Origin of the sequence: Nosocomiicoccus ampullae (genome assembly GCF_001696685.1) — a bacterium.
GTDB lineage: Bacteria > Bacillota > Bacilli > Staphylococcales > Salinicoccaceae > Nosocomiicoccus > Nosocomiicoccus ampullae_A.
The window spans coordinates 791-18,190 of record NZ_MBFG01000010.1 but is presented as its reverse complement, the minus strand read 5'-3'; the positions used below and the strand labels follow the sequence as shown (position 1 = coordinate 18,190).

The following is a 17,400-nucleotide window of genomic DNA, read 5'->3' as shown; positions in this document are numbered from 1 at the left end:
TTAAACTCCTTTAGATTTTTGTTCTTTTTCTTGTGGTAATAAATCGTCCACAACTTCAATCGGATAATCTCCTGTAAAGCATGCGTCACACTCACCTCTAGAACCGAATTGTCTATAGACGTCATGCATACTTTCGACAGATAAATACGTGAGAGAATCTGCATCAATTTCTTCACAAATTTCTTCAACAGACTTTCTTGAAGCGATAATCTCTGCATGAGTTGAGACGTCGATACCGTAATAGCACGGATCTTTTAACGGCGGCGACGAGACACCCATGTGCACTTCTGTTGCGCCTGCTTTTCTCAGTGCGCGAACGATATACTTACTCGTCGTCCCTCTCACTATTGAATCATCGATGACGATGACTCGTTTCCCTTCAACGATATCTCTCACCGGAGATAACTTCATACGTACTGCACGTTCTCTAGCTTCTTGACCTGGTGTAATAAACGTACGTCCGACATATCTATTTTTAAGTAGTCCAGCCTCTTGTTTAATACCAGATTCTGATGAAAAACCTCTCGCTGCAGCGAGACTTGAATCGGGCACCCCGATAACGAGATCTGCTTCATGTTTAAACTCTTTCGCAAGTGCAGCTCCGAGCGCTTTACGAATACGGTATGTGGACTGATGACGAAACTCTGAGTCTGCGCGCGCAAAATAAATATATTCCATCGAACATAAATTTGGACGCTCGACATAAGAGTACTTATCAAAGTCGATACCGTCGTCAGTAATCGTTATAAATTCACCTGGTTCAATATCACGGACATACTCCGCACCGATTGCAGTAAATGCACACGTTTCACTCGCGACACACCACGCATCGTCAATTCGTCCGAGCATTAACGGACGAACACCGTGGTTATCCATTGCAATCGTTAAACTATTTTCTTGTAGTAGTAAAAATACAAAAGCACCTTTGACTTGTCTAAGTGCACTTTTAATTCTATCTTTATTAGTTCTTGCTTTAGATCGTTTTAAAAGATGCGCCATCACTTCGACGTCTGTCGTCGTTTGAAAGATTGACCCTTCAGATTCTAAAGCTTTTCGTAATTGTATCGCGTTCGTTAAGTTACCGTTATGACATATACCTAAGTCACCAGAATAACTTTTTAGTAATATCGGTTGGACGTTTGCGAGTTCAGACGAAGTTTTTGTCGCATAACGGACGTGTCCAATCGCATTTTTAAACGGCTTTAATGACTCGAGCTGTTCTTTAGATATCGCGTCATTTAAAAGGCCCATACCGCGCGCACCAAATAAGTAGTCCTCATTTGATGCGACGATACCTGCACCGTTTTGTCCTCGATGTTGTAAACTATGGAGCGCGATATATGTGAGTTCTGATGCATTTTCATGACCCCATATACCAAACACGCTAAATTCCTCCTCCAGTTATTCTTAATTTAAGCGACTTGTAATTGCTGTTTCATATAGTTCTTTTACTTCTGACATCGGTAAGTCTAATTCTAAGCCTTCTGCTTTCACTTTAAAGTTTTCACCTGTCACTGTACCGATTTCTACAGCGTCTTTAATATTTAATCCTTTTTTACCAACTACGATATACGTACCTGCTGTTTCACTGAATAATAGATCACCACGAACGTCTAATTGAACGTCTGCCCCTAAGTCATAGTGCGATAGGAGTTGTGCAAGTTTGATAATGAAACCACCACGACCGATCGGTGCGATTTTTTCTAAATCACCATCTAATAATAGTTGTCTTAACTCCATACCACGTGCGTATTCTTTATCTAAATCAACCGTACGTTCTGTATGACGCACTGTGTTGTCGACGAGTTTTTCGATTTGGCTTCCACTAAATTCAGGTGTTAACTCTCCAACGACGTAAATGCTGTCGCCTTCTTTTACAAATCGCTCAGTTAAATACGTCACGTCTTCAATTAAACCGACCATACCGATAATTGGTGTCGGTAATACTGGGCCGTCTTTTGTCTCGTTATATAACGAAACGTTTCCTGAAATTACTGGTGTATTTACAGCAACTGATGCTTCAGCCATACCTTTAGTTGACTGTTTAATAATTTCATACATTTCTTTATTTTCAGGGTTACCGTAGTTCAGACCGTCCGTCATCGCAATTGGTAACGCACCTGTTGCAAGTGTCGTTCTAAACGCGTGTAATACTGTCTCTTTCCCACCGTTATATGGATCTGCTTCAACATAACGTCCTTTACCGTCAATCGCTACAGCAATCGCTTTATTGCTGTCTCCAATACGGACAATTCCTGCACCAAATCCAGAGCCTTGTAGCGTGTCTTCTTTACGATCGAATTTGTTGTAAATGTATGACTTATCTCCAAGTGTTGGATGGTGAATGAGTTGTTTAAAGACATCGACTAAATCTTCGTTACTATAGTCTACTCTTGCTTCATCTAATTCTCTTTCTTTACCTTCTAAGATAACTTCTGGTGCGTTTTCTAAATGTTCAGTTGGAAGGTCTGCGTACTTTTCACCTTCGTAATATAAAACGAGTGATTCACCTTCAGTAACTTCACCGATTACAGCGGCTGGTAAATCATGTTTTTCGAAAATTTTAAGAAATTCTTCTTCTGAACCGTCTTCTACGACGAGAAGCATTCTCTCTTGTGTTTCAGATAACATCATTTCAAATGGTGAAATTGTATCGTCAGATACAGGTACTTTATCTAAATGCATTTCAATACCGTATCCACCTTTAGCTGCCATTTCTGCTGAAGATGAAGTAAGACCCGCTGCACCCATATCTTGAATACCGACGAGCTTATCATGTTTGATTGCTTCTAGTGTTGCGTGCATTAAACGTTTACCGATTTCAGGATATCCTTCTTGAGTATCTGGAATTTCTACTTTACGGTCCTCACCTAACTCTTCACTTGAGAATGATGCACCTAAAATGCCGTCTTTACCTGTTTCAAGACCTGCATAAACGACTTTGTTCCCGACACCTTGTGCGAGTCCTTTTTGAATATCATCATGATTAATTAAACCGACCGCCATCGCGTTAACGAGTGGACGTCCTTGGAAACGTTCATCGAATTCTACCTCTCCAGTTACAGCGCTAATTTCCATCGTATTACCATAGAATTGTAAACCGTCTGTTGCTTCTTTTAATAACCACTTACTGTTATCGTTATCTAGTTCACCAAATCTAAGAGAGTTTACGAGCGCAATTGGCGTTGAACCGATCGATACGATGTCACGTAAAATTCCTCCAATACCAGTCGCAGCGCCATGGAACGGCGCAACCGCTGACGGAGAGTTATGAGATTCCACTTTAAATACGACCGCTTCATTGTCGCCAATATCCACAACTCCTGCACCTTCACCAGGTCCCATTAATACGCGTTCACCTTTTGAGTTGAATTGGCGTAAAAATGTTTTAGATGTTTTGTAACTACAATGTTCACTCCACATAGACGCAAAAATCCCAGTTTCTGTGTAGTTTGGTTGTCTTCCTAATAACTCAACGACTTTGTCGTACTCATCTTCACGTAAGCCCATTTGTGTATATAGTTTCTCATCGGCAATTTGTTGTGCAGTAGGTTCATTAAATTTAGTCATTATTTTCCTCCAACGTTTTAATTTCTTATTTTAGAAATGTTGTTTAATATCGTTTAATGTCGTTTCGATTTCATCTGTGAGTATTGTGACGTGGCCCATTTTACGTTCAGGTTTACGGTCTGATTTTCCATATAAGTGAACGTTCCAGCCTGAGTGTTTATATAATTCATCTTCTAAGCGATCTAAATCTTGTCCGAGTAAGTTCATCATAATCGCTGGTTGATGCTGATAAACTTCTGGTAATGGTAAATCACATACCGCTAATATATGTGCGTCAAACTGACTGATGTTACACGCTTCAATCGTATAATGTGCTGAGTTGTGAGGTCTTGGTGCGATTTCATTGACGTAGACGTTGTTGTCTTTGTCGACGAAAAATTCTACTGTGAAGACTCCGACGAATAGTAACTCTTCCATGATGAGTTCGACTTGTCGTTTCGCTTCTTCAAATACGTCAATTCTTGACGGTGCAATCGTACGATACAGAATTTGATTGCGATGTAAGTTTTCTTGAAGTGGGAAGACGACTGTTTCACTACTTGCGCTTCTTGCTACTGTTAACGACACTTCTCGTTCTAGGTCGATATATTTTTCTGTTACGAGTTCAACGTCTCCAAATGGCACGTCTTTAATATCTTCTTCTGACTCAATTAAATATTGCCCTTTACCATCATAACCACCTGTTGCAGTTTTTACGATCACAGGGTAATCATGTTTTTCGATAAACTGCTGCAATTCTTCTTTTGTATTCGTCGTTTGATACGGTACGACTGTCGCTCCTGATTTTTGAATTGCTGCTTTTTCAGTTTCTCTGTCTTGAAGGGTGAGTACTGTCTCTGCACCTTGAGGAACATAGTGATGTTCGACTAAATCTCTCAGTAAATGTGCATCGATGTTTTCAAATTCATACGTTAGAACATCTGACATTTCTGCAAGTTGTTTAAGCGCACTTTCATCACTAAAGTCCGAATGAATAAATTCGTGACACGTCGCACGAGCAGGGGCATCTTCAGATGGATCTAAAATCGCAACTTTATAACCCATTCGAAGGGCACTTTGTGCGAGCATTTTACCGAGCTGTCCACCACCGATAATCCCGATTGTTTTCATTGGTAATATCGTCTTACTTGAGGTCATTTTGCATATCCTCCACTTTTTTTTCTAATGATTTTGTGTATGCTTCTAATTTGTCATAGACTGATTCGTCTTCTATCGCGATCATTTTCGCCGCATAAATTCCAGCATTCGTCGCTCCAGCTTCACCAATTGCCATCGTAGCCACTGGTACACCACCTGGCATTTGAACGATAGAATATAACGAATCGACACCGCTTAACGCTTTCGTTTGAATCGGTACGCCAACGACTGGTACGTTCGTCATCGAAGCGATCATCCCTGGCAAGTGTGCTGCTCCGCCAGCTCCTGCGATGATTACTTTCGTCCCTTTTTCTTTTGCATTTTCAGCAAATTCATACATATTTTTAGGCGTACGATGCGCACTTACGACTTCGACATTTGTTTCAATCCCGAAATAGTCGAGCATGTCTTTTGCTTTTTTCATCGTTGGCCAATCAGAAGAACTACCCATTACGATACTAACTACCAAAATACTCACTCCGTTTTTTAAGAATTCATTAATAATATACCACATAAAACATCGACAAAAAACCGAAAATACGAACGTTTTTTTATTTTTTAAAAGCGAATGTTTGTGTTTTAACGAAAACAAACATAAAAAAAGGGCGATTTAAATTATAAATCGCCCTTTTTCATATCATCTAATGTTTTTTCAATTGCATAAATATATAAATCTACTTCAGCTGCTCCGTTCATTTTAAAGCGCTCGTTAAAAATAAAGTGTGGCACACTTTGAACGCCGAGAATTTTCCCGTAATTAAAGTCTTCGAGTACAAGTTCAGCGAATTCTGATTCATCTTCAATCACTTCTTTTGCGCGTGCTGTATCGAGTTCTACCGCTTCAGCAACTGATAAAAGCACATTTTTATCAGCAACGTTTTCGTTCAACTTAAAGTTACGATAGTATAATTCGTCTAACGTTTCACTACCTTTTCCTTCTTGAATAGCAAACTTTAATAAACGATGCGCATCACGTGTATTTGATGGCACAACGTTTTCTAGATTCAATTCAATACCTTCTGCTTTTGCAGACTCGATTAAAATACGGTATTGTCTCTTAATTTCTTCTTCAGACACACCGGTTCTTTCTGATAATGACGTAATCAACGTTTCCTCTGGATATTTTGGTGCTTCATAGTTGAGTTCAAAGCTTTTATATTCAATGTCAAAGTCGACTTCGTCAAATTCCTTTAACGCTTCTTCAAATTTCTTTTTAGCGATATAGCAATACGGACATGCGATATCTAAATATATTTTAATATTCATACAGCTCATCCTAATTTCAAATAGTCGTACTTTTATTTTACCAAATATTATACTTTTTTGAACAGTATCATGCGAAAACAGGCCGTTTCTGCTATAATATTTAATGCATGATTATCTATCGGGTATAACTTGCAATTATATGTATGATAGGAGAAAACAAAATGAAATATCGAGTATTACTGTATTACCACTACGTTACGATTGAAGATCCAGTAGAATTTGCTGATGAGCATCTTCAGTTTTGTAAAGACCTCGGTCTTAAAGGCCGTATTTTAGTTGCGAACGAAGGGATTAACGGTACAGTGTCTGGTGATTACGAACAGACTGAAAAGTACATCGAGTACATGAACAATCACCCACTCTTTAAAGGAATGCCGTTTAAAATTGACGAAGCTGATACACACGCATTTAAGAAAATGCATTGCCGTCCACGTCCTGAACTCGTGAACTTAAGTTTAGAAGATGACATTAACCCACACGAAATTACAGGTGACTATTTATCACCTGAAGAGTGGATGGAAGCCATTCAAGATGAAAACACTGTAGTATTAGATGTAAGAAATGACTACGAATATGACGTTGGACACTTCCGCGGTGCAATTAAACCTGAAGTTTCAACATTTAGAGATACACCGGAATGGGTAAGACAAAACAAAGACCTATTTGAAGGTAAACGTGTCTTAACATATTGTACAGGTGGAATTCGTTGTGAGAAATTCTCTGGCTGGTTAAAACGTGAAGGTATTGGAGAAAACGTCGGACAACTTCACGGCGGTATCGCAACTTACGCTAAAGACGAAAATACAAAAGGTCAACTATGGGACGGTCAAATGTACGTATTTGATGAACGCCTAACAGTACCGATTAACCAAGTCGACCCAACAGTTATCGGTGTAGATCATTATGACGGCACACCATGTGAACGCTACGTCAACTGTGCGAACCCAGAGTGTAACGCACAAATTTTATGTAGCGAAGAAAACCAACACAATCATTTAGGCGCTTGCTCAATGAAATGTGCAGAGCACCCTAGAAACAGATATATTACGGTTCATAACATTCCACAAGAAGAAGTCGAAGAACGCCTTGAAGCAATGCGTAATAGTGACTTTGCTAAAACTGAAATGATCGGACCACGCGCATAATAAAAACACGTCACAATTGTGACGTGTTTTTTAGTATCTATAATACCCGTCCACTTTACCATGGACATATGATACTGCACGTAGTCCGACACCTTCGTCTGGATTTAATGCGTCGACCATCATTCCATCTCCAACATATACACCAACGTGTGCAAAGTCGTTAAAGAACACTAAGTCTCCTGGTTCAGGGTTTTCTACTCGTGTACCTTCTCTCACTTGATCATATGTTGTTCTAGAGATGTTAATCCCTTTAAATTCTCTTAAAAACTGCTGTGTAAACGCAGAACAATCAACTTCTGTATTAGAGTTCCCACCCCATACATATCGTTTCCCTACAGCTAGTTGTAACGCAAAATCCGCAGCGTCAGTATCAGGTTGTACAAAATGTTCATCTACAAACTTTCCATATGTATACGTTATAGAATCATTTTCCTCTTCTTCTTCAGAGAATGGTTGACTCGGCTGTAACATTAACGCATGCGCTTCGCTTGATAATACAAAGCACGCACATGCTGATAAAACAAAAGAAAGTATTAGCTTCTTCATATAATCCTCCTCTTCTAAAGAATAGAAGAACGAGCTTTCGCTCGTTCTTACTATTGTTCTACAACTACATATGCGCTAAACTCTTTAGTTTTCAACTCAAGTTGTCCAGATTTTTTATTAAATAATCCATTACCTTTGAATTGTTCACCAGAGTTAACATTTAACACATTAACTTTTTGTTTTGGTGACTCTAGAAGTACGACAAAGTTTGAATTTAACTGAGATACTTCTTCTGCGGCACCATTTGATTCACCGATAAGTTTTACTTTAAGTTGATCTGATAATCCATCTGATTCAAATCTTTCAAGAACAACATATACGTTGTCATAGCCTTTTAATTCGTTGAAGTTATCTACGTTAAACTTAACGCCATAACTACCTAAATCAAATGTTAATGATTTGTTCTTTTTAAGTTTTGAAAGTGTATTTAGTGCATTGCTATCTAACTCAACAGCTACACTGTTGTATTCAGAAAGATCAGCGACAACATCACTTCTACCATTTACGAATAATTCGTCATAGTTGTTTGGATCGAATGAAACAACTTCTCCTTCAAACTCTCCTTCGTCATCACCTGGCTCTGGTGCTGGTTCGTTTGGTAATTCGTGATGTCCTTCTTTTACATCATTTTCAGCAGGGTTTACAGTGTACTCATATGTCTTACTGTTACCAGCTGCGTCCGCAAAGTCGATTGTTAAGTGGTAAGCAGTATCGAACTTCTGACCGAAGTTGAACTTACCTTCTTTAGTGAATTGTCCGTTACCAGTTAACTCTTCTTCACCGTTGCTTAATTTCACTTTACCTTTAACAAATAAGTTCGGATCGTAGTCTAATCCATAAAGCTCTTTAAGTTTTGGTAATGCGTTGATGTAAAGATCGTCTACAGTGAGATCTAAGTTTCCATCGACAACTTTAGCTTCTGTAATTTCAGTCGCTTTACGTTTAACGAATAATGGACCATCGAATTCAGAATTTAATTGAGATTGTCCATCAATTGATAGAACATCTACTGTGTATACACCGTCATCAATTTTACCAGGTACACGTTTTTCATCTACGATATTGTACATATCACCTGTAATCGGTAATTGATTTTTTAATTCTGGTAAAAATAAGAAATCAATCGTACCTTCATACCCATCGTTATCTGGACCAGATTTAGGGTCGAGTAAGTTAAAGTATGAAACAAGCGCATAACTTTGTGGTTGACCAAACTCAAGGTCGAGTACAGTTTCATCTTGTACACCGTCATCGTTTGGTGAAATGTGTAAGTCTTGTAATTCAACTTTCTTAATGCTTTCGCCACCTGCATCGTCACCGATTAGAGCTGCAAATGGAACGCTGTAATCACCGTGGTCACTCTTCACGTGAATGTAACCTTGGACTTCTGTTCCGTCTGGTGTGTCTTCAGGAGCATCAATCGTAAATTCTACAGACGCATTGTCTGCTGTTGATACTGAAGTTTCGCTCGCTTTAAGGTTAATTCCAACATCTGATAACATTTCAATTTCGATGTTGTAGTTTACAGATGAACCGCTATTATTCTCGATGAATAATTCTTTAGTTTTTGATTCTCCACTTTGTATTTTTCCAAATGACATAGTACCACGTGTATGCTCATGAACTGTTCCGTCCATTTCTGTTTCATGATTCACTTTAAGTAGTGAGTCAGTCGTTGCAGCTCTATACGGCTGTACAAGTCCTGCACCTTGATCGAATACATCAAATGTAGATGTGTCGAGTAATTTCGCTGTGTTTGAAAGTGCAGATTTCACGTCAAATGGCGTGTAATCAGGGTTTAACTCTAAGATTAACGCTGCAATACCTGCAACATGTGGAGTCGCCATAGAGGTACCTGTGTACTCTGCGAATGCATATGTGTAATCCATATTTTCGTCGAATGCTTTAAACACTGGTACTGTAGATAAGATGTTTGTACCCGGTGCTGAAACATCCGGCTTAATGTCAAAGTTTGGTTTCGACGGACCTCTAGAAGATGAATCGTTCATTTTGTCTCCACCTGATACTTCATCTTTAAATGAGTTAAACGTCACTTTACCTTCTTTGTTTTTGTCGATTGCTTCTTTGAACTCTTTACCGTCAGTGTAACCAACATCTAATGTCGGTACGTAGTGGAATGATTTACCTAAGAATAATCCTGTTGGACCAGGTGCGCCGCTTCCACTTTCAGAGTTATAAATAATAACCCCTTTTGCACCTTGTTCTTTAGCGTTTTGAACTTTTTCAACAAATGGAATATCTCCACGTTGAATAAGTGCAACTTTATCTTTTACATCCAGTCCTTTAAAGTCTTCTACTTTACCAACATTTGGTACTGCAACTACTTCTTCAGTATCACTTAGTTGGTCTGCTGGATTTTCATTCATTGTGTATGTCATAAAGAGTACGTCTTTTAACTCTTTTTTATAGTCTCCAGATTCTAACGTAACATTTGCGTAGTATTTTAACTCTGGTAGTGTTGTATTACCTACACCGATACCAATCGCACCTGAAGCTGGACCACCAACTGTAGAACGGTTAGGTCCTGAGTTACCTGTCGCTGATACTGCAACTGTACCAAGTAACATAGCGTTGTTAACTGCAAATGAGTTTGCTTGCGCTTCATCTGCTGAGCTGTTACCGAGTGATAAGTTAATAACGTCCATGCCGTCTTTAACTGCGTCTTCAATACCACTTACAATCCAGTTCGTATATCCGCTACCATATGCTCCAAGCACGCGGTATGCATATAATTGAACGTTCGGTGCCACACCAACAACACCATGTTCGTTGTTACCTTGTGCTGCAATTGTTCCCGCTACGTGTGTACCGTGAGTTGTCCAGTACTCACTTCCGTTTCTTTCTTCTGGAACATTGTCTGGACGCTCTGCTGGATTAGTTTCATACGGATCATCTGCTGCACGTGGTGATTTGTACTCATTACCTTCTACGTAGTTACGTCCACCTTTATAAACATCTTTTAAGTCTGGGTGGTTATAGTCAATTCCAGTGTCGAGTACACCGACTTTTACGTCGCTACCTTTTTCACCGATTTCCCAAACCTTTTCGATTTCAAGGTGTTTTAAACCAGGTATTAGGTTAGATGAAACATCATCTTCACCTTTTGCTAGTTCAGCTGATTCTGGAGTATGTACTTTCGTAATTTCAGGATCTAAAGTTACAACAGTGTCTTTTTCAACAAATGCAACATCTTTAAGCTCTAAAAGCTTATCTAAATCTTTTGCATCAACTGTTAATGCCTCAGCATTTAAGACTACGTCGTATTTCTTCTTCTCCTTAACTTTTATCTTCTTAAACTTTCTTTCTTTTTGAACACGTAATCGCTCTTTTGCGATTTCGTTTTTAACCTTCTTTTCGTCTGCTGCTGTAAAGTTTTTGCCTTTCGCATTAGCGATACCTTTCGCTAACCCTACAGACGGCGTACGATAGTGGACAATTACATCTACTTGCCCTGTCTCTCCTTCTAAGTTTTCAGAGATTGTTGCTGGACCATTGATAAGTTCTAATTGTTCAGCAATTGCTCGCTGTTGTTCAAGTTGTTCTTTTGTTAGTTTAACATCGTGCTTTAAACCTTCTACTCTAAGCGTGCTGTCTAAATCAAAATCATTTTCAGCCGCATTAGCGAGTGGCGAGAACGAGGTTAAAACAATTAGAACGATCGAGAACAGTAAAAACAAACGTCTAAGTTGCTCTACCATATACAAACCTCCTAAAAATTTAAATATCAAATTCTGAAAATTTGATATTTACAGTTATGTTAACGCTTTAGTTAAATAAATGCAATATGATTTATAAAAATTATTTTAAAATCCGAAATAAAAAACGCACATCGAGTTGATGTGCGTTTTATATGAATGAAATTTTTATAATCCCATTTCTTCTTCGACTATTTGAGCAATTTTTTCTGCATAAGATTTCGCTTGTTCTTCTGTTTCTGCTTCTACCATTACACGTACAAGTGGCTCTGTTCCGGATGCACGAACTAAAATTCGTCCATTACCCGCCATTTCTTCTTCGACAGATTGTATGACTGATTTTACTTTTTCGTTATCAGTTACGTGATATTTGTCCTCGACTTTTACATTCACGAGTTCCTGTGGGAATTTCACCATTTCACCATGTAATTCACTTAGTGTCTTACCACTTTTCTTAATGATGTGTGCGAGTTGTACACCTGTTAATAAACCGTCACCTGTTGTATTATGGTCGAGCATAATAATATGACCAGATTGCTCTCCACCTAAGTTATAGTTGTGTGTTTTCATTTCTTCAACGACGTAACGATCTCCAACTTTTGTTTTGTCGCTTTTAATATTTAACTTTTCAAGTGCTTGATAAAACCCTAAGTTACTCATTACTGTACTTACGACCATGTCGTCATTTAAAAGACCATTTTCTTTTAAGTCCTTTGCTAAGATGTACATGATTTTATCTCCGTCGACGAGCTGTCCTTTTTCGTCAACCGCAATGATACGGTCGCCATCTCCATCGAACGCAAGACCAAAGTCAGCACCGAGTTCGACGACTTTTTCTTGTAATTTCTCTGGATGTGTTGAACCGAATCCAGCGTTAATGTTTGTACCATCTGGATTACAGCCAATCGTATCAACGTCCGCTTCTAAGTCACCGAATAAGTACGGAGCAAGTGAATACGTCGCACCATGTGCACCGTCAAGGACGATATGTTGATCGAGTAGATCTCCGTCAATTGTCGCTTTTAAATGACTTAAATATTTTTGACCACCTTCGAAAAAGTCTGTTATAAATCCAACATCGACACCTGTCGGACGTGGCAATTCAGCATCTTCTTCTAACATACTTTCAATTTTTGCTTCTGTCTCGTCATCGAGTTTAAATCCGTCGTTTTGGAAGAACTTAATACCGTTATCCTCCACTGGGTTATGTGATGCAGAAATCATCACACCGAGGTCCGCTTCCATATCTTTTGTTAAATATGCAACACCTGGTGTTGAAATAACCCCAAGGCGAATTACTTCTGCTCCGATTGATAATAATCCAGCAATGAGTGCAGATTCTAACATCTCTCCAGAAATACGTGTATCTCTTCCGATCAGAACGCGCGGTCTTTCTTCTTTACTATTTTCAAGTAAAACACTGCCTCCAACACGTCCAAGTTTAAATGCGAGTTCTGGTGTTAAAAACGCGTTTGCTACTCCTCTAACACCGTCTGTTCCAAAATATTTACCCATAATTAACTCCTATTTCTTACTTATTTTGACTTCAGCTTTTACGTTCGCTGGTTCAGTTTTTTGTATATTACTTGGTAGTGATAGTGATACATTAAAACTACCGGATTGATCGATATCTTCTAAATTAATTTCCGCTTCGACTCCGACGATTTCATCGAGCATATCTTGTGGTCCGTATATTGTTATCGTCTCATTTTCTAATGAGATACCATCGAGTTGGTATCCACTTTTTAAACTACCGACGACATTTAAATAGACCGGCACTTCTTTACTATTTTCTTTCACTTTAATATCTACTGCAACTTTCTGCGGCTCGATTACGACATCTAATTTGTTATAAACGCCGTCAAAGACACTCACTTCCGCACTTTCTCTAATCGCGTCAGTAATCTTCTCAGTGCCAGAAATCATTGCACGAACATACTGTATACGTGCCATATCATCTTCTCCACCTCTAACAGTGACGACTTCTGGGTCTGTCGTAATAGACTCGATTGTATAGTTAGATGATAAACGACTTTCATTTACTTCCGCCTGAACTTCAAATGTTTGTTCGACTAAGTTTTGAATCGATACCATAGTCTTTTTCGGTAAAACTGTTGCTGTGACGTCTTCAGGTATTCCTTCTACTTCATACGTCACTTCAAACTCACCAAGCTCATAATTTCGTAAATCTAATATGACGTTAAAGTTATCTGTCGCTTGAATTTGCTTTAACTTTGATGGTGTTCCTGAGAAGTTCACTTGGACTGTTTTTTGTGCCCCTGTCACGTAGTACTTTTCTTCATCGTACTTTAATTCAACAGGTACATTTTCAATCGTAATCGTATTATTACCACCACTTTGTCCAAACAGATTAAAATCTTCAAATATCTTATTGGCACTCGCAAACATGAATAACGCGAGTATCAGTGATACGAAAAGTATACCCGGTTTACTTTCTAGCAAATAGACCACCTCCGTCTTTCTTTACGGATGTCATTATCCAGTACTTCTTTAATTCTTCATCGAGTTCTTCTATCGAAATATTTTTTCTTAAACGGCTGTCAATAGTCGTAGAAACGTCACCAGTCTCTTCAGAAATGACGATTGTAAATGCATCTGTAACTTCTGAAATACCGACAGCTGCTCGGTGTCTAGTCCCAAGTTCTTTGCCGATTTTATTACTCTCTGATAGCGGTAGATAACTCCCTGCTGTAATGATTTTATCGTCTCGTACAATCATCGCACCGTCGTGGAGTGGCGTATTCGGTACGAAAACGTTAATTAGTAAGCCAGCAGTTAAATCTGCATTCATCGGCGTTCCTGTTTCGATATAGTCTTTTAATCCAGTTTCACGTTCAAACACAATTAAAGCCCCGATTCTACGTTTGGCCATATATTTCACAGCAGTAATCATTTCTTCACGATACTTCTCTAATTCGTCTTCACGATTTGTCGTCGACTTTTTAAAGATCTTTCCTCGTCCGAGTTGTTCTAACGCTCGTCTTACCTCAGGCTGGAATATTACAATTACTGCTAAGAATCCCCATTGAAGTACAAGGTCAAATATTTGTGTCGTCGTCGTCAGTTCAAGGAAGTTACTCACTGCTCGACCGATGATTATGAAAAATATACCTTTGATTAACTGGATTGCTTTTGTCCCTTTAATCACATTAATTAGTTGATAAAATACAAACCATACAATTAATAAGTCGACAATACTTGTAATTAAATGGAGTGTTGGTGTTTCTTCAAATAGTTTTCCTATAAGCATGTCGTTTCTTTTCCTCTCTAGATAATAGATTTGAATCGCTCGTCGAGTTCGTCTATTATCTCATTCAATGCATTGAATTCACGCGTGAATTCAATCGTTCCATATATATCAAGCGCAGACTTAACGTCCCCTTTCGCAAGAAGTGAATATGAATACAATACTTTATCGTACACATTAGTTTTGTGTGCTGTAATTAGTTCTAGTGTATCAAATTTTTTCTCATGATACAGGCAAATACCCTTCATATAACGTACGTCGTCCTCTTTATAAGTGATATTCACTTGACGAGATAGATATTCCATTCTATTGATAATTCTAAGTACTGTATAGTACTGCTTTTTATCGAAATAAATATTCGCCATTAAAAATAAGTTTTGAATCGATTCTAGTTGAAACTGATTCGTATATGACATTTCAACGAGTGCACGTTCTAAAACGTCGAGTGCTTCATCATAATCATTATTTTTAACATAGTAGCGACTGATCACATTCGTATAACGAATAAAATAATCGTTCACAGGCATTTTTAACAGTATATCTGCTGCATCGTCTAGATATCGTTTACATAACTTGTATTGAGATCGATTTAAATAATATTCTCCATATATTAAATAGATTCTCGCTAGATCTAACTTTTTAATATCTTCTTTTTCTTCATAGTGGTTGTCGATAAATTGTTCAATGACGTCAAATTCTTCATTTTGAATTTTATTTTCATAAAAAATTATCTCACGACTCATATCGATATCGCTGTATTGATAGTTCTTACTTTCAACCATCAAGTCATTCACATTTACACCAAGTCGTTCACTTAACTTAACAAGCACGTTATTCGATGGCTGAACCGATCCTTTTTCAATTAAACTTAAATACGTTCTCGATACGATGCCTTCAGACAATTCTTCTTGAGTCAGCTTTTGATTGTTCCTTAATTCTTTAATTCTATTACCAATCATATGTACACCTCACGTTTCACTCTTTTAGAGTATGAACGTTTTTATAACAAAATGCAACAATGTTTAATAAACGTTAAAAAAGCTAGTGCAATTGCACTAGCTTACTTTGTACGTTTACCGAATAAATATTCTGTTACGTGTACAGCTGTTTCTGCTGTTTTATTTTCCTCATCGAGTAAAGGATTCACTTCTACTAAATCCATTGAAGTGAGCTTGTTTGTTTTACTTAATTCTTCCATAAACATGATGACTTCAGAAGTAAAGAGTCCTCCTGGTACTTTAGTACCTGTACCTTTTACTTCCATCGGGTCAATTGAGTCTACGTCAAATGATAAATGTAAACCATCTGTATGCTCTAAATGCTTTAAAGTACGGTTTAAAATCTCATTTAAACCAAGTATTCTTACGTCACTCATAGAGAACGTTAAAATATTCTTTTCTTTAATTAGTTCTTTTTCTCCATCGTCTAAATCTCTAACTCCGATTAAGACGACGTTTTCAAATTTAAGTTTTGCATTAAAGCCGTTCACCGACGTTAACTTATCATTACCTACACCTAATAATTCTGCTAAAATCATACCGTGAATATTACCACTCGGAGATGTTTCTGCTGTATTTAAATCACCGTGTGCATCAAACCAAATGACGCCTAAGTTGTCATAGTGAGGTGCAATTCCTGATAAACTGCCAAGCGCAAGCGAGTGATCCCCACCGATAGTTAAAGGGAATTTATTGTTTTCTACACTTGATGATGTTGCTTTAGCGAGCGCTTCAGAGTAGTCTCTTACTTCATCTAAATTTTTAAGATCATCTGTTACTTTAATATTTTGTTTAGTAAAATTATGAGGATAGTTACCGATAATATTTCCAACATCAGTAACAGTATGTCCATTTTGTTCAAGCATTTCTACAATGCCCGCGATTCTTAAAGCATCTGGTCCAAAAGTCACTCCAGGTTTACCTTGCCCAAATGCTGTTGTTGCTCCAATTAAGTCAATCTCAAATGACATATTAAAACCCACCTTTATGTATTATATATATAGTTTATATGAGGTGAGATGGATAAACAATATGTAAATTAAAACGTTTTCATGTATATATTATGCATAAAAAAAGCACTAGCTATTGCTAGTGCTATTAGTGAGCCGTACAGGAATCGAACCTGTGACCCTCTGATTAAAAGTCAGATGCTCTACCGACTGAGCTAACGGCTCATACTGGCCTGAAAGGATTCGAACCTTTGCATGACGGAGCCAAAATCCGTTGCCTTACCGCTTGGCTACAGGCCAATATAATGGTGGAAGGGGGCAGATTCGAACTGCCGAACCCGAAGGAGCGGATTTACAGTCCGCCGCGTTTAGCCACTTCGCTACCCTTCCATAAAAAAATGGAGAATGGCGGGCTCGAACCACCGACCCCCTGCTTGTAAGGCAGGTGCTCTCCCAGCTGAGCTAATTCTCCAAGTTATAAAATTGTATAAAAAAGTGACCCCTACGGGACTCGAACCCGTGTTACCGCCGTGAAAGGGCGGTGTCTTAACCGCTTGACCAAGGGGCCATAAAAGCTCCGCAGGTAAGATTCGAACTTACGACCGATCGGTTAACAGCCGATAGCTCTACCACTGAGCTACTGCGGAATAATATAAAAATGAGTGCCTAGCGACGTCCTACTCTAGCACGGGTCAACCGAACTACCATCGGCGCTGGAGAGCTTAACTTCTGTGTTCGGCATGGGAACAGGTGTGGCCTCTCCGCCATCGTCACTAGACATACACTCAAAACCAAATAGAAGCA

At 38.5% G+C, this 17,400-nt stretch carries 13 protein-coding genes, 6 tRNA genes and 1 rRNA gene; 1 reads left to right on the top strand and 19 read right to left on the bottom strand.

Annotated features, from left to right (window positions below; genetic code table 11):
• The 5 genes from purF to BBS29_RS05115 all read right to left on the bottom strand — a co-directional run bounded on the left by purF (position 1) and on the right by BBS29_RS05115 (position 5,973).
• Positions 1-1,383, bottom strand: coding sequence for an amidophosphoribosyltransferase (purF, locus tag BBS29_RS05135; RefSeq protein WP_371440541.1), 1,383 nt, complete (start codon positions 1,381-1,383; stop codon positions 1-3).
• A 24-nt stretch (positions 1,384-1,407) separates the two neighbouring features.
• Positions 1,408-3,570 (bottom strand): phosphoribosylformylglycinamidine synthase subunit PurL, encoded by a 2,163-nt coding sequence (purL, locus tag BBS29_RS05130; protein WP_068129646.1) that lies wholly within the window; start codon positions 3,568-3,570, stop codon positions 1,408-1,410.
• Positions 3,571-3,600: 30 nt separating this feature from the next.
• Positions 3,601-4,707 carry a 5-(carboxyamino)imidazole ribonucleotide synthase gene (gene purK, locus BBS29_RS05125; RefSeq protein WP_068129644.1) on the bottom strand — a complete coding sequence of 369 codons (1,107 nt, stop codon included), beginning with the start codon at positions 4,705-4,707 and terminating at the stop codon, positions 3,601-3,603.
• Complete coding sequence (gene purE / locus BBS29_RS05120) at positions 4,694-5,176, bottom strand: 5-(carboxyamino)imidazole ribonucleotide mutase (protein ID WP_068129642.1); 483 nt, start codon at positions 5,174-5,176, stop codon at positions 4,694-4,696. Before purE ends, purK begins: the two co-directional genes overlap by 14 nt.
• A gap of 146 nt (positions 5,177-5,322) precedes the next feature.
• Positions 5,323-5,973 (bottom strand): DsbA family oxidoreductase, encoded by a 651-nt coding sequence (locus tag BBS29_RS05115; protein WP_068129638.1) that lies wholly within the window; start codon positions 5,971-5,973, stop codon positions 5,323-5,325.
• A gap of 161 nt (positions 5,974-6,134) precedes the next feature.
• Here BBS29_RS05115 and trhO point away from each other — a divergent pair, with 161 nt between their 5' ends.
• Positions 6,135-7,118 carry an oxygen-dependent tRNA uridine(34) hydroxylase TrhO gene (gene trhO, locus BBS29_RS05110; RefSeq protein WP_068129634.1) on the top strand — a complete coding sequence of 328 codons (984 nt, stop codon included), beginning with the start codon at positions 6,135-6,137 and terminating at the stop codon, positions 7,116-7,118.
• 30 nt (positions 7,119-7,148) lie between these two features.
• On the opposite strand, the gene BBS29_RS05105 is transcribed toward trhO, so the two are convergent.
• The 14 genes from BBS29_RS05105 to rrf all read right to left on the bottom strand — a co-directional run bounded on the left by BBS29_RS05105 (position 7,149) and on the right by rrf (position 17,374).
• Positions 7,149-7,664 carry a C40 family peptidase gene (locus BBS29_RS05105; RefSeq protein ID WP_068129625.1) on the bottom strand — a complete coding sequence of 172 codons (516 nt, stop codon included), beginning with the start codon at positions 7,662-7,664 and terminating at the stop codon, positions 7,149-7,151.
• Between the two features lie 50 nt (positions 7,665-7,714).
• The gene (locus BBS29_RS05100; RefSeq protein WP_068129622.1) at positions 7,715-11,383 is read right to left on the bottom strand and encodes a S8 family serine peptidase; all 3,669 of its coding nucleotides are present in this window, start codon (positions 11,381-11,383) and stop codon (positions 7,715-7,717) included.
• Between the two features lie 165 nt (positions 11,384-11,548).
• Positions 11,549-12,895 carry a phosphoglucosamine mutase gene (gene glmM, locus BBS29_RS05095; RefSeq protein ID WP_068129620.1) on the bottom strand — a complete coding sequence of 449 codons (1,347 nt, stop codon included), beginning with the start codon at positions 12,893-12,895 and terminating at the stop codon, positions 11,549-11,551.
• 9 nt (positions 12,896-12,904) lie between these two features.
• On the bottom strand, positions 12,905-13,843 hold the full coding sequence (locus tag BBS29_RS05090) for a CdaR family protein (RefSeq protein ID WP_068129606.1): 939 nt from the start codon (positions 13,841-13,843) through the stop codon (positions 12,905-12,907).
• Complete coding sequence (gene cdaA, locus BBS29_RS05085) at positions 13,830-14,651, bottom strand: diadenylate cyclase CdaA (RefSeq protein WP_068129604.1); 822 nt, start codon at positions 14,649-14,651, stop codon at positions 13,830-13,832. Before cdaA ends, BBS29_RS05090 begins: the two co-directional genes overlap by 14 nt.
• 17 nt (positions 14,652-14,668) lie before the next feature.
• Entirely contained in the window at positions 14,669-15,607 is a 939-nt protein-coding gene (locus BBS29_RS05080) for a helix-turn-helix transcriptional regulator (protein WP_068129601.1), read from the bottom strand.
• 101 nt (positions 15,608-15,708) lie between these two features.
• A complete protein-coding gene (rocF, locus tag BBS29_RS05075) occupies positions 15,709-16,617 on the bottom strand; it encodes an arginase (protein WP_068129595.1) in 909 nt (302 codons plus the stop codon).
• A 131-nt stretch (positions 16,618-16,748) separates the two neighbouring features.
• Positions 16,749-16,821, bottom strand: a tRNA-Lys gene (locus tag BBS29_RS05070).
• A gap of 3 nt (positions 16,822-16,824) precedes the next feature.
• Positions 16,825-16,896, bottom strand: a tRNA-Gln gene (locus BBS29_RS05065).
• 6 nt (positions 16,897-16,902) lie between these two features.
• Positions 16,903-16,986 (bottom strand) — tRNA-Tyr (locus BBS29_RS05060).
• 9 nt (positions 16,987-16,995) lie between these two features.
• Positions 16,996-17,068: transfer RNA gene (locus tag BBS29_RS05055), tRNA-Val, on the bottom strand.
• 24 nt (positions 17,069-17,092) lie between these two features.
• Positions 17,093-17,164: transfer RNA gene (locus tag BBS29_RS05050), tRNA-Glu, on the bottom strand.
• A 7-nt stretch (positions 17,165-17,171) separates the two neighbouring features.
• Positions 17,172-17,243 (bottom strand) — tRNA-Asn (locus tag BBS29_RS05045).
• A 17-nt stretch (positions 17,244-17,260) separates the two neighbouring features.
• Positions 17,261-17,374: ribosomal RNA gene (gene rrf / locus BBS29_RS05040) — 5S ribosomal RNA — on the bottom strand.
• Positions 17,375-17,400: the final 26 nt, after the last annotated feature.